At 40.9% G+C, this 13912-nt stretch carries 9 protein-coding genes; 6 read left to right on the forward strand and 3 right to left on the reverse strand.

What is annotated here, in order from left to right; all coding sequences use genetic code 11:
* Positions 1–15: 15 nt before the first annotated feature.
* The 3 genes from ACSZOX_RS12220 (at position 16) to ACSZOX_RS12230 (ending at position 4414) form a co-directional block, all read left to right on the forward strand.
* Entirely contained in the window at positions 16–1659 is a 1644-nt protein-coding gene (locus tag ACSZOX_RS12220; protein ID WP_437920265.1) for a fimbrillin family protein, read from the forward strand.
* 23 nt (positions 1660–1682) lie between these two features.
* Complete coding sequence (locus ACSZOX_RS12225; RefSeq protein ID WP_437920266.1) at positions 1683–3425, forward strand: SUMF1/EgtB/PvdO family nonheme iron enzyme; 1743 nt, start codon at positions 1683–1685, stop codon at positions 3423–3425.
* Between the two features lie 80 nt (positions 3426–3505).
* On the forward strand, positions 3506–4414 hold the full coding sequence (locus ACSZOX_RS12230; protein WP_437920267.1) for a fimbrillin family protein: 909 nt from the start codon (positions 3506–3508) through the stop codon (positions 4412–4414).
* A gap of 73 nt (positions 4415–4487) precedes the next feature.
* On the opposite strand, the gene ACSZOX_RS12235 is transcribed toward ACSZOX_RS12230, so the two are convergent.
* Complete coding sequence (locus ACSZOX_RS12235) at positions 4488–6218, reverse strand: tetratricopeptide repeat protein (protein WP_437920268.1); 1731 nt, start codon at positions 6216–6218, stop codon at positions 4488–4490.
* Positions 6219–6840: 622 nt separating this feature from the next.
* Between ACSZOX_RS12235 and ACSZOX_RS12240 the strand changes: the two genes are divergently transcribed.
* Positions 6841–7803, forward strand: coding sequence for an Rpn family recombination-promoting nuclease/putative transposase (locus tag ACSZOX_RS12240; RefSeq protein WP_437920269.1), 963 nt, complete (start codon positions 6841–6843; stop codon positions 7801–7803).
* 759 nt (positions 7804–8562) lie between these two features.
* On the opposite strand, the gene ACSZOX_RS12245 is transcribed toward ACSZOX_RS12240, so the two are convergent.
* Entirely contained in the window at positions 8563–9210 is a 648-nt protein-coding gene (locus tag ACSZOX_RS12245; protein ID WP_437920270.1) for a hypothetical protein, read from the reverse strand.
* 435 nt (positions 9211–9645) lie between these two features.
* The gene (locus ACSZOX_RS12250) at positions 9646–9825 is read right to left on the reverse strand and encodes a hypothetical protein (protein ID WP_437920271.1); all 180 of its coding nucleotides are present in this window, start codon (positions 9823–9825) and stop codon (positions 9646–9648) included.
* A 245-nt stretch (positions 9826–10070) separates the two neighbouring features.
* Here ACSZOX_RS12250 and ACSZOX_RS12255 point away from each other — a divergent pair, with 245 nt between their 5' ends.
* Entirely contained in the window at positions 10071–10724 is a 654-nt protein-coding gene (locus ACSZOX_RS12255) for a TlpA family protein disulfide reductase (protein ID WP_437920272.1), read from the forward strand.
* Positions 10721–13909, forward strand: a complete 3189-nt coding sequence (locus ACSZOX_RS12260) for a SusC/RagA family TonB-linked outer membrane protein (protein ID WP_437920273.1) — start codon at positions 10721–10723, stop codon at positions 13907–13909. Before ACSZOX_RS12255 ends, ACSZOX_RS12260 begins: the two co-directional genes overlap by 4 nt.
* Positions 13910–13912: the final 3 nt, after the last annotated feature.

Here is a 13912-nt window from a genome sequence, read left to right on the forward strand (position 1 = left end):
GGAAATATGAAGAGGATGTATAAAATAGTATATTTTTTGCTTGGGGTATTTAGCTTGTCAGGCTGTAAGCAACAGGATGATCTGCCGATGGAAATGAGTGACGTTGCATTAAAAATATCGGCTCAAGTTGCCAATATCGGTATCAATAATTCTAATGTTTGGGTAGATGCTGATGAGTTGGGGTTATTTATGATGACAAGTGGTCAAAGTGATCTTTCTACGGCACTTGAGTATAACCGTAAATATACGTATAGTGCTGCTGGGGCAGATTTTATCTTATCGGGTCAGCCGATTTATTATCCGAATACAGGGGCGGTTGATCTCGTGGCTTACGCTCCGTATGGCCAAGTGAATGGCAATACACTTTTGTTGGATCTTCTGGATCAACATGATGTAAAGGCCATAGATTTACTTTATGCCAATAATAACATCGGAATAGCAAAACGTAAAGAGGGAGTTGATCTCAATTTTAAGCATATGCTTTCCAAGATCAACTTTAGCTTAACCGCTGGTTCGGCTGTCTCACCTGAGGCGCTTTCATCAGCGCAGATTTCTCTGGAAGGTTTTTCGACCGAAGCAACCTTCAATTTGGCGACAGGAGCCTTGGCCAATGTGCAAGCATCGAGTACTGTGAATGTGGGGATTAATCGCACGGCTATCCTGCTGCCTCATAGCGGAACCAGTGGTCGGGTGTTGATTATTCAGCTTGGTGGCCAACAGATGAATTATACTTTTCCGGTAACTGATGCATTTGAGCAGGGAAAGGAATATAATTATACCATTACCGTTAAGAGTAATGAGATAGAAGTGCAACGTACAACTATTACCGATTGGCAAATAATAGGTCAGGTTACGGAGACCGAGCCGGTTGCTGCTGACCTGGTGTGGATACCCGAAGGTAGTTTTCTGATGGGAAGCCCCAATACCGATACCGATGCCAGTGCCAATGAAAAGCCACAACACTGGGTACGTTTTGAAAAAGGATTTTACATGAGCAAATATCTGGTTACAATTCAAGATTACTGTGATTTTATTAATGCGAGCAATGTAACCATACCTTCCAGCGGGTATATTGCTAATGTGCCGCTCAATGGGAATTGGGTCAGGGGATTTGTCGCTAATAATCAGTATAATGTACCTCGCTACAATGGTACGAAATGGGTTCCCCCGGCTGGTTTTGAACATTATCCTATGATGTTACTTACGTTTGACGGGGCTTTGGCTTATGCGAAATGGGCTGGAGGGACCTTGCCTACCGAGGCACAATGGGAATATGCCTGTCGTTCGGGGACAGCAACGCGATGGTCTTTTGGTGATGATGAGAATCAGTTGGCCAGTTATGCTTGGTATAACCAAGGTAGTTCACAGTTTGACGTAGGAAGTAAGTTGCCTAATCCTTGGGGGCTATATGATATGCATGGATTGGTGGCTGAATATTGTTTTTCTGCGGGTGATTACCCGTCTGCTGCACAAAATGAGGCAGATGCGCTATTGGGTCCCGGACCAGCTAATGAGGCAGAAGCGAATCATGCGTTTCGAGGAGGAAGCTATGATATGACGGATTTTAGAGAAACTCATACGAGAGCTGCCTACCGTTCATTTAGAGAAGCTTCTTATTTCAGTAACATGCTAGGTTTTCGCATTGTTATTAATCCCTAATTTATACATCCTAAAACAGAATTATGTCTAGTAACCTCATATCAGTTTTAAGTAGAAAATATTCGTTTCCATTGTTTCTGTGTTGTTTTATGCTGATGTCCTGTCAGGAGAAATTAGATTTAGCTCTGGCTGATGGTCCGGAGGATGGAAATATACAGTTTCATATTGGAATCATCAATGACATGACTCTTGATGATACGCAAAAAATTGTGACAAAAGCCACTTTGCAGTCCACTAAATCGAACGGTAATATGGCATTAACTCCCCCAGTGTCTGCGAGCGATTTTACCACAAGTTTTAGCGTTGGCGATACGATAGGCATCTTTGTTGTGCCAGCGGGGCAACCATTAACTGCTGGAAATAGCCTGATCGCTAATGCCAAATTGTCTTTTAATGGTACTAAATGGACGGGTGCCGTCAATTGGCCGGAAGGTACCAGTTTTGATTTTTACGCTTATTATCCTTATCGTGCGGAGCTGACAGATCCTGCTTCAATCAGTTTCTCGGTCAAGAAAGATCAAACTATATGGTCTGATTTTCAACAGAGTGACCTGATGTTTGCAAAAACCGAAGCCATCAACTTGGGCGCTACGGTGCAGCTTGATTTTAAACATCTGTTAAGTCTGGTACAGGTAGAGCTTGAAGCAGGAACGTCGAAAGCCTCTAGTCCAGATATGGATATGGTCGTTAACCTTACGAATGTTATTTGTGATGGGCATTTGGCGCTAGCGAGCGGCACTTTCACCCCGCTATCAGGGCAGCAGGGTAGTGTACGTATGTATCGCGTGGAGCAGCCCGATGATACCGATTATGAAACGAAGTTTACCTATCGCGCGCTTTTGCCCGCTCAGATGCTTGAAGGTGGGAAGCGGAGCTTATTTCTGAGTCAATCGGGTCAATCCTATATACAGCAGCAGAAGAGTTCTTTACAACTTTTAGGGGGCACCTCACATCGGATAGACGTGCCTCAACTCCAAAATCTCTGGCGAGCGGTATGGATTCCTGCAGGCACTTTTCAAATGGGTAGCCCAGATACTGATCCATATGCAGATGCGAATGAAAAGCCACGGCATTGGGTAAAATTGACCAAAGGCTTCTATATGGGCAGGTATGAGGTTACCGTTGCCGAGTATGCTGATTTTCTAAATGCGATGAATATTGTTGGAGGGGGACTTTCTGTACATGTCCCTCTCGATGGAAATATGGTACTCGCTTTTTCCGTATTTGAAGATCTAGTAAGTCAGCCTCATTACATAGATGGAACATGGAAAGCATTGCCAGGTAGTGAAAATGTGCCTATGGCCGTTGTATTTTTTGAGGGAGCCAAAGCTTATGCAGCCTGGGCAGGAGGGGCGTTACCGACGGAAGCGCAATGGGAGTACGCCTGCCGTGCAGGTTCGGAAGATCGCTGGTTTTTTGGCGATGACCCTGCCCAAATCAACAGTTATGCATGGACTAACCTGCAAGGGACGGGGCTCAAAAGTGCCGCTGTTGGTACCTTGAAACCCAATAGATGGGGATTGTACGATACCTATGGCAATGTAGCGGAATGGTGTCTTAGCAATGGTTCCTATCCGTCCACTGCAATGACAATGGAAACAGCTGTTGTAGATCCATCCATTCCGGATGCTACATCAACTAACCGCTTTGCACGCGGTGGGAATTTTAATAATGGTTTGATTTATGCACGCTCAGCGGCCAAAATACAATCGTTGGTTACTTCTTCTACCTACCTTATCGGATTTCGTATAATAAAGTATCGATAAAATAAGCTTGTTTTAATACCATTGGCTATTGATGTGAAATACAGCATTATAACGAACAAATTAAAAAGTAAAATTAAAATATGAAAACACAATTCTTAACAACTTTAGTAACAGGCAGCCTGTTACTCGCGGCTTGCGCTAAAAATGATACACCCGATGCAGAACATGAGGTGATTAGTTTCAGTGGGCAAATTAGTCAGCTTAAAGCGACCAGCAATCCTTCAGGGGCGAGTACCGTATGGTCATCGGGTGATCAGATTGGTATCTTTATGGTTAATCAGGGGACAGCGACGATTAGTGAAAATAGTGATAATCGTCAGTACAACTTTAATGGAACTGTATTTGCTCCGGCGACAGGTCATGAAATTTATTACCCTGTGTCGGATAGCAAAGTGGATTTTGTTGCGTATTATCCTTTTGTAGCCACGGCTTCCTTGTCAACGGTACTGCCAATCGATGTTTCCCAGCAAAATGACCTGAGCAAAATTGATTTTCTTTGGAGCAAAGCGACAAATGGGACTACAGGTTTCAGTAAGACAACAGGGACTCAGGTTCCGTTTGTTTTTGATCATACCCTCAGTAAAGTGGTGATCAAACCTACAGCAGGAACTGGTCTGGATGCTTCCAATGCAGATTGGTTGGCGATGGACGTGAAGATAAAGGGGATGAACACGTTGTCGAGCATTGATCTGAGCACAGGGACATTGGGGGCAGCAAGTGTACCTGCGGATATCAACCCCTTTGTAAAAGCGACTGGATCAACTTATGAAGCTATTGTGCTTCCTACAACCTATGCAGCTGCCGGTGCTGTACAGTTTACATTTGAGGTAGGTAGCGATACTTATGTTTGGAGTAGTCAGGCGAACGAACAATTCGAGCCCGGTAAAGAATATACCTATACGATTACAGTTAGTAAAACCGGTGTCGTATTGGGCAATGTTACTATTGAAGATTGGGGGACGGTTAGCCGGACAGGTACGGCAGATTAAATAAATCTGATCTTTAAGTTGTATCTTTCCATTAGGCCGATCAATAGGTTGATCGGCCCATTTTTCCAGGGATTCAGGAAGAATAAGGGGAATCTAATTTTTTTTTGAGGCGCTGTTTCGCTTTTTTTATACCTTCTATAGAGATACAAAGAAGCTCACTCATACTCGCATTACTCAGCTCAAGTTTTTGTAAAGCTAATATGCGGAGGTCATTTTCGGTGATTTTTGCATGTTCATCTTTCATCTGTTGTAAATAGTTAGGGTATACTAGGTCGAACGCATGCCTGAATCTTGCCCATCGGTCATCTGTCATAATATGCGTTTCCATTAAGGCATTGAGGTTCGCTTTAACTTCGGCAATATAGGTTGGATTTTGATTCTCCTCTTTTTCCAGTTCCTCTCGCAGCTGTTGAATGGTGATGTCATTTTGCTTGACAGTATCCGTAAATTCGCTGAGCGAATTTTTCAATATGAGGAGTTCTTGATCGACAAGCTGCTTCTTGTGGTTAAGTTGGAGTTGTTCCTTTTCAAGAGTGGCATTACGTATTTTGATGTTTGCCTTTGAACGATTGATTAATAAAATAACGATAGCAAAAATTAAGACAAGTAGAAGACTCATAAATTGATAAGTACTTTTTACTTTTTGTCTTTTCTCTGCTTCGGAAAGTAGCGTGCGGTCATATTTTTCCTGTTCACTCTCCCAGATGATTTTCTGCAGCTCTTTGATATTTGTCCTTTTCTCCAATGAATCTCTCATTAGGATATAGCGGTTTAAATAGCGTAGTTGTTCGTCCTGCTGTCCCAATCCATGCGAAATCGAAGCTAATAATTTGGCTGCATCCATCTTATATTTCAGAAAGTAGGGCTTGTCTTTCATTAGATATTCACTGGCCTGGACATGTTTTCTTGCATGTTGCCATTCCTGTTGGTCAATATACCAACTGGCCAAAACTAGATTTGCCCGCATGGCATCATTGGGCTCATCGTACCGGATGGAGAGGTCAATATTTTTTTTGACCAGCTCTATTGCTTTTTGTTTATCTCCTTCTTTCCAGGTATAATCCGCCATGTTGCCTGATATAATTCCGATCCACACCGAATCTTTTGCTTGTTGGGCTTCGTTCATGGCCTGCTTCAGGTATTTCAACGCTTCAGGTACGAGACTGTCTACCGATAGGTAGACAGCTATTGAATTGATCAGATCAATCCGTGCTCTTGAAGCAGGTTTTGCAAAAGGCAGTGCTTCATGAAGATAGTGTATGGCTTTTTTCTGGTCGCCGATATGATTAAAAAAGCTCGCCATAAATTGATAATGTTTTACGGGCAATGGTATTTTTTTTCTGTCTATTTTGGAATCTAGATCATTGGCTCGTAAGAAATAAGGGAAAGCATCGATAACCTTACGGTAGACGAAATTATAATAACCTTGTCGAATATTTCCGATCATCTCCAGTTCTGTATTTGGGTGGGCTTCGATCAAGAGCGCTGCGTATTTGTAGTATTGGTCAGAAATAGCATTTGTATGGTCGAAGGCAATGGAATAACCGTCAGCCATAAGCATATAATAAGCCCATTCGAGAGGTATGCTCTTGTTTTGTTTAGCCAATGCCTTTAAGGGGGCTAGTTCCTTTTTCAGTAATGTGGTGTCGTGACTAAAGTGGGTTGGAAGGTTTAATACGGATTCTATCTGCTCCAATGGATTTTTAATCGTTTTTATTTCGGCAATAGACTGCGCGTGTAAGAAGTCCGCGTTTTTGAAAAATAGAGTGGATGTAAACAAGAAATAATACCAATAGATTTTCATTCTCAATCGTGTAATTCTAATAACAATTATAACGTATACCTATCACAGGCCATTATTGTTGTAAAGATAGCCTAAATATTCTAGGAGGAACGAACGATGTACGACGTAAGTTTAAAGCGAAAGTGGGATCAGGAAGCTGTAATATCCATCGCTCACCCAATATTGGACATCCAATAGATTATTGCCTTTTAGACTGATGCGAAACTTAGGATGATTGTAATACAATGTGGCGTCTACTAGATTATATCCACCTATTTCTGTAGAAAGATATGAGCAAGAACAACAAAGAAAAAAATACACAAGGCTATTAAGAAACGCCAGAGAACTAGGATTTATACTTCAAAAAGCAAGTGAAGTTACTTAAGAGACAACAAATGAAGAAGTCAGCCCGTACTTGAGGGGCACAACTTTATCAAGAAAGAGTTGTAAAAAAACTAATAATATTAGCTTTTTATCTTTTTATTTCCGATCTTTGGTTTTGAAAATCAATTGTAAAGTCTGATGAAGTTCTCATGTTGCTAGAGGCAAGTAGAATTATTCTTGACGACCATTTATAACAACGATCCGTTTATTGTCTGCTCTTATTTTGATGTACAGGTATAGCGGTGATAATTATGCTCAAATGAAAACACAAAACAATCTTTTAGGGAAGTACGTAGATATATGTACTGATTTTGGCTGGAAGCTTTATTTTGGTCCTGAACAGGGTAAGCAGAACCTGATTTCCTTTCTGAACAGCCTCTTCGATGGAGAAAAGGTAATCAAGGATCTGGACTACCGCGCTACTGAACGACAGGCGGAGCGGGAGGGTGGACGTAAGGTTATTTTTGACCTGTACTGCACGAGCGAGGATAACAGCCATTTTATCATCGAGATGCAGCAGCTTGCGCAGGAGTTTATCAAAGATCGCATGGTTTACTACAGCTCCCGGCTTATCCATAGCTTAGTACCAAGAGGACCTCGGGGAAATAGTTATGAGCTACCAGAGGTTTATCTGATCGGTATTTTAGATTTTTCTTTGCAGGGAAGCCTTCCTGATAAATATTATAATGACGTGCTTTTGTGCGATAAAGATAGTAAAGAGATCTTTTACGATAAATTAGGTTACAAACTGTTGTGCCTACCCAATTTTAACAAAAAAGGTACTGAGGTAAAAAGCACGATGGATATGTGGCTTTATTTATTTAAGCACATGAATGCGTTGAATGAAATGCCTAAGTTCTTGGATAAGCGCGTGTTTAGACTTATCTTTGAGTTAGGAGCAGTTTCAAATCTAACAGTAGATGATATGAGAGCATATGAATGGAGTTTAAAAGATAAACGTGACGCAGAAAGTATCCGCATCACAGCAGAGCGTGCTGCCCTTCGGCAGGCCCAGGAAGGACTTCAACGCGGGCTAGAACAAGGGCTTCAACAAGGAATTGAACAAGGACTTGAAAAGGGAATTGAGAAAACTAAATATGAAGTTATAAGAAAATTGATTATTAAACATCATTGGTCAAGCGAGGCTATTGCAGAATTCGCGGAGGTTTCTCCAGCGTATGTGGAAACCGTCCGAGCCGAGTTAGAAACAAGTAAGAAATAAGTTACGAAGTTTGATTATAACCAAAACCTTCCCAATCTAGGAAGGTTTTTTAGTTGGTGGATATAGGTTACGAAGTTATGTAGTTACATAGTTACATTTGTTGTTAATTCGTAAAGTCGTGAAGTTGTAAAGTCGTTGATTGGTATTGTTTACGAAGTTATAGAAAGGTTACGAGGTTACATTTGTTGTAAAGTCGTGAAGTCGTAAAGAAAGTAGATGTGTTTTTGCAAAGCGATTATCTTATTCAACGGCCTTGGTTCTTTCTACGTTAATCTTTGATCAGGAAATTCTGTTAAGAACGAAACACTGTCTGAGCGAAGCGAGTTTAGGTTAAAGAAAAAAAAATGCACAAACTATCCTAAACAATCAATGTCGCCTTGAAACCGAGCTCGCGAGCTCACCGAAGGTAACCTTTGCAATATGTAGAACTTTGCCTTAGCACAGACTTATCCTGCAAAGGTTTCCAGCGACGAGTTTTATGAATTCGTGTTTGTTTTTTTTGTATTCATGAGCTCCCTTCGGTCGGTTTGGTTCTTTTTTCGGAAAAAAGAACAAGCCTAGTCCTGGCAAAGGACAAAAAAGAAGTCAGCCCATACTTGAGGGGCAAAACTTTATGAAAAAACAGTAAAGCTGCGTCCTCGCTAAGGACAAAAAAGAAGCTTGTGTCGAATAGAATACTTAGAAAAAAACAGAGCCGTCGGCCAATAGTAGACAAATAAATTGTGTGAATTTTACGCTAGAAATTAAGGCAGATCAACCCTAATTTTTAACATACTTAAAAATCTGCCGTTTAGAAGTCCTTTCATCATTATTCACCCGAAGAGAAGCTTCCCGTTTTAACTCCTTATCGACATACTTTGTTAAAAGCTGGTAAAGTCGGCCCGACTCGATAGCCACTTTAAATTCAAACTCGATATCTTCAGCAATTTCGGCAACCGTGCGGGCTTTGCTAAAATACGCAGTTTGGAAAACGAGGTAAGAAAGAATATCCCGTTCTCTTTTCTTGCCGGAAGCAACCGTAATATCTTCCAGCTGAATATTTTTGTTTCGGGTGATATTTTTCTTTTTATTAGCTTTGTAAACTTTAGGTTCCTCTTTAAAATAGCGTAAACTCTTATTGATGTATTCTTCGTGAAACTGTTGCAATTTTTTTGAAGAAGCAATGTCTGACGGTATTTCTGTATCAAAATTAATAAAGCAGTGTGGTATAATGTTGAATGGTTTGCATAACTTTGATACAGTTTCTAAAGAAATAGGCACCGAAGCGTTGTGATTTCCGCGAAGACTGCTTTCTGCTATATTACAAAATTTTGCCAGACCTTTTATCGTTAAACCGGTCAGATTAAGGATCTCGCTGATCCTTTCCGAGACTTGCAAGGCTAAAACTTTATTTGTAATTTTAGGCATTTACTTTGTACAATAAATTATTTTATATTTTTTTATTAAAAAGTGATACAATTTTGTATCTTCGTAATATAATATCAGTGATAAGCTGATTGAGTCTCGGATATGAAAACGACGAACTTTCAATGACGCGAGACGTAGGGTTTGGTAACCCCCCATCTTTATGTATCTTTGTATAAAGAAGGGGCAAGCCTCCCTATTGGAAACTGCGTCATGGGCTCTTCGTCGTGCCTCATATTCGGTGGAAAGTAGCGGGGCTTGCTTCTTTATATAAACAGCCTCCTCTATTTGCTCCGAATTTTTTAACCACAAAATAAAGTAGCTTATGAGGTCACTCTTACTAACCAACACCAACAACACAGGATCGCAATCGCTAAGCGATGCTACACCTTGTTATCCGTGTAAACTGCTTCTCAAAAACATTATCCGCTCGCCGGCTTAAGGCGAATCTATAGGAAACAGACGGGCGTTAATGCGGAAGAGCCTCCTCCATTCACGATGAAGTACCATCTTCTCTATATCACCCGTCTGCTGACCGATCACCATATAAAAGCCTGTAACAGGATTTTGGTACGATGGACAGTCTAATTTGTAGATTCGCAACCCTAAAATTAGCATTTTCTACCGTTTTTCCTAACATTCAGCTGCTTTTTATTCGTCGTATACATACGTTGTGGTCGGTTCACTTGCAAACCGTTTAGGGCATTACGTTATACAAAACCGATTACTGATCTGAATCTCGCTGTTACGTAGGCTCTTTCAATTTATTTACTAACCGCGACGCGGTACGAAGTATACTATTTTAGGCTGCTGCAGGAGCCTTAGGCAGTACTTATGCCGATTCGCATAACACCTTAAAAAAAATGAAGAATTTTTATAAGGGTGGGAGAGGACTGCACGTTCTGGAATGGCTATCCCATCTATTTAAATCAAAGAATAACCGAAGCCGGATTTTATTCAGCGTCGGCATATGTTTCGTTTTGTTGTTTAGTAATCAGTTGTTCGCTCAGGAGCCTCGCCAGGACAGCGGGGCCGATGGGCGGCTATCCATAAAGCCTCTTATGGTAGGAGAGAAGGTTCCCGAGGAATTCTGGAATTATGAACATCTGTTTTTCGTTAATGGGGATACCATTCGTAAAACGCTGAATGCGTATAGAGGAAAACTGCTAGTGCTAGACTTTTGGAGTACGACTTGTTCTACCTGTATTTTTCATCAGAAAGAAATTGGCTTTTTTGAAGATAACTATCCGAATGAATTGAACGTGGTCATGGTAAATCCAACTAAATCTAAAGATGATTTTCTACGGATTGATGCTTTTTATAAACGGTACTATCTTAAAGAGAACAACTCTGAATTAGAAAGTATTATTTCTGATCGTTTTCTTGAAAGCTTATTTGTTTTCGGTGGATATCCACATTTCGTATGGATTAATAAATATGGTTATATACAGACGCAGACTTTCAGGAATTATCTGGATCGCGAGTATGTTGCACCCTTTATTGATAGCAAGCCATGAATAAGGTTGTGTTAATGTTATGTTTTGGAGTGTTTTCCTTTATGTCAAATGCCCAGACTGTCATTTCTGGGAAGATATTGGATTCACTTTCTAATCCTATTTCTTCGGTAACTGTTGTGGAGAAGGGAACTAATAATAGGGTTAGTTCTGGAGAAGATGGGGTGTTTGTGATTCGAACAAGGTATAGTGAAGGCATCTTGTTATTTGAACATATTGGATATCGCCGGGGAACACATGCATTTCCTTTTTCGGAGGGAAAACATATAATCCAACTACAGGCGAATAGTAGCCTGATCGAAGAAGTTCAGATCTCTACAGGATATCAGACGGTCCCCCAAGAGCGTGCAACGGGGAGTTTTGAGTTCCTCAACAACGAAAATTTCAACCTGCGTCCTGCAATGAATATCCTAGATCGTTTGGAAGGCATGGTTTCGGGGCTACAGTTTGACTCTCGTGAGGGAACTGCTTCGGTTAACATTCGAGGCATTAACACCATGACTACAGGAACGATGGGACCTATGATTGTTGTGGACAATTTTCCGTTTGAAGGCGAACTGAACGATATCAATCCGAACGATGTCGCCTCGGTCTCCTTTCTGAAGGATGCCGCCGCCGCATCTATTTGGGGAGCCCGAGCTGGAAATGGTGTCATTGTCATCAATTTGAAGAAGGTTTCATCGCAGGGGATGAAGATAGAGTTTTCGACTAATCTTAGTCTTTCTGAAAAAAAAGATCTGTATTATATGCCGTATTTGTCCTCATCGTATTTTATAGACATAGAAAAGTTTCTTTATGAACAGGGGTACTACAATACCCGGTATAATAGTACTAGAAATTCCAAAACAACGGTTTTTTCGCCAGTGGTAGAGATGCTCTACCAACAATCTAAATCACTCATCGATGCAGAAACCGTAGAGAAGGAAATTGAACGATTGCGTGGAAATGACTACCGTCAAGATTTGCTTAAGTATATCTACAAGAGTCAAGTTATACAGCAGCAACATGTAGCAATATCTAATAGATATAATAGCGGTGGCTACCGGATTTCTTTCGGATATGATAATGATGGAGGCGATGTCGTAAATACAGGAAGGAAACGATATGCACTTGCAATGCACAATCAAATTATTTTTTCTCCTAAATTCGATGCTAAGGTTGATTTTAATTATACGTCGAATATACAGCAGATAAATCCTACAGGTATTGATTATACCTATAGTCCTGGAGGAACGAGAAGTGCAATTTATCCTTACGCAAATCTTTTTGAAGCGAATGGTATGGCTTCTCAGTGGCCGAATACGTATAATATGACTTATGTGGCAGAAGGAAAACATCCCGATCTCTTGGACTGGATTTATCGGCCAATGGAAGATATCAATAGATCTTCGGGAGAAAGTGTAAGTAACTTGATGCGTGGACAGTTGAATTTAGGCTATAGACCTTTTAAAGGAGTGGAAGTTCAGCTTTTATATAATATAGAGAATTCGCCCTCGGCTATTGAGACGCTTTATGACGAAGATTCTTTTTTTGTGAGGAATCTTGTAAACAGATTTACTCAGGTAAGTGGTAGTACGGCTACTCGTGTACTGCCCGAGGGAGCGATACGCAATGACTATAATGAGTCGTTGTTGACGCATCGTGGTCGCGTACAGGCGGCGTATAATGAAATGTTTGGGAATAACCATGTGATTAACATATTTGTGGGGGCGGAGGTATCGAATAGTAAATCCGGCTCGTCTACTTATAGAGTATATGGTTATGATCGTAATACACTAGCTGTTCAGCCCGTGGATCTTCTGAATTATTATACGATTTATGACGCCCTGGCTAGTCAGTCACGGATTCCCTCTGTCACCGGTTTTGAAGAAACGACTGCACGTTTCGTTTCATTTTTTGGAAATATGGGATACACTTTCCAGAAAAAATATGATCTAACATTTTCTACACGTCGGGATGCATCGAACAGATTTGGTGTTAACACAAATGCTAAATGGAATCCACTTTGGTCTTTAGGTATAGGATGGCAGTTGAGTCGAGAGGATTTTTTGTCGGAGGTGCCTTGGTTAGATAATTTGAAGATACGGGCTACTTATGGGCATAGTGGGAATGTAAAAGGGAGTTCGAATGCCTATCCGATTATTTCGTATACCTCGCCTCTTGATGATGCTGTAACGCAAGTTAGTCGGGCTTATCTGAGCCGGTTGTCTAATCCTGATCTGAAATGGGAAGATGTGCGTACCGTCAATCTAGGGATTGATTTTACTGTGTTTACTGGAAAGATTAATGGTACAGTGGAGTTTTATAATAAAAAATCTAGCGATTTGATATCTGATGATATGATTAATCCCACAACAGGTTTTACTACTGCAACTAGAAACGTAGGAATAATAAAAGGGAATGGTGTAGATGTGCGTCTCAATGGCGCATGGCGATTAGGAGCTGTACGTATGAATACTTCGTTGCTGTTTTCACATAGTGTCAGTAAAGTGGATCGATTCAACGGAAGCATCGGAACGAGCAGTTCTTACACTAACAATGCAGGAAAGACATTGTGGCCTTTACCGGGAAGAATGTTGTATCCCGTGTTTTCATACAGGTTTGCAGGTCTCGACCCCGAAACAGGTGATCCGTTGGGCTATTTAGATGGAACGACTTCCAAAAATTATACACAGTTGTTGACGCAGCCCTTGGATAGCTTAAATTACCATGGTACGGCATTGCCACCTTATTATGGTTCTTGGATACAAAGTTTCTCCTATAGAAACTTTGACCTTTCGGTAGTGGTTGGCTATAAATTCGGACATTATTACCAAAAATCTACAGTTATGTACGGTACGATGTTTTCTAGTTGGAAAACGCATACAGATTATGAAAAGAGATGGCAGAATCCTGGCGATGAAGATATGACGAGTGTGCCTTCGATGCTGTATCCAGCAGATGCTAACCGGGATACGTTTTATGGAAACTCACAGGCAAATGTCATTAAAGGAGATATTATACGTCTACAGAATATTCGCCTTTCTTATCGTACAGATCTGAATCGCTTAAAGACTAAGATGACGCTATTTGTTGCTGCATCTAACCTTGGGGTTATATGGAGGGCGAACAGGGACGGTATTGATACCGATTATAATGCTATACCGCCTACAGGAAATTACACGATGGGGTTAACTTTTAATTATTAGCAT

The sequence above is a fragment of the Sphingobacterium sp. LRF_L2 genome (assembly GCF_965644235.1).
GTDB lineage: Bacteria > Bacteroidota > Bacteroidia > Sphingobacteriales > Sphingobacteriaceae > Sphingobacterium.

Excerpts from the sequence above, each read along its gene's own strand:
- ACSZOX_RS12220 (WP_437920265.1), top strand. The coding sequence starts at position 16 with ATGTATAAAATAGTATATTTTTTGCTTGGGGTATTTAGCTTGTCAGGC.
- ACSZOX_RS12225 (WP_437920266.1), top strand. The coding sequence starts at position 1,683 with ATGTCTAGTAACCTCATATCAGTTTTAAGTAGAAAATATTCGTTTCCA.
- ACSZOX_RS12230 (WP_437920267.1), top strand. The coding sequence starts at position 3,506 with ATGAAAACACAATTCTTAACAACTTTAGTAACAGGCAGCCTGTTACTC.
- ACSZOX_RS12235 (WP_437920268.1), bottom strand. The coding sequence starts at position 6,218 with ATGAAAATCTATTGGTATTATTTCTTGTTTACATCCACTCTATTTTTC.
- ACSZOX_RS12240 (WP_437920269.1), top strand. The coding sequence starts at position 6,841 with ATGAAAACACAAAACAATCTTTTAGGGAAGTACGTAGATATATGTACT.
- ACSZOX_RS12245 (WP_437920270.1), bottom strand. The coding sequence starts at position 9,210 with ATGCCTAAAATTACAAATAAAGTTTTAGCCTTGCAAGTCTCGGAAAGG.
- ACSZOX_RS12250 (WP_437920271.1), bottom strand. The coding sequence starts at position 9,825 with ATGCTAATTTTAGGGTTGCGAATCTACAAATTAGACTGTCCATCGTAC.
- ACSZOX_RS12255 (WP_437920272.1), top strand. The coding sequence starts at position 10,071 with ATGAAGAATTTTTATAAGGGTGGGAGAGGACTGCACGTTCTGGAATGG.
- ACSZOX_RS12260 (WP_437920273.1), top strand. The coding sequence starts at position 10,721 with ATGAATAAGGTTGTGTTAATGTTATGTTTTGGAGTGTTTTCCTTTATG.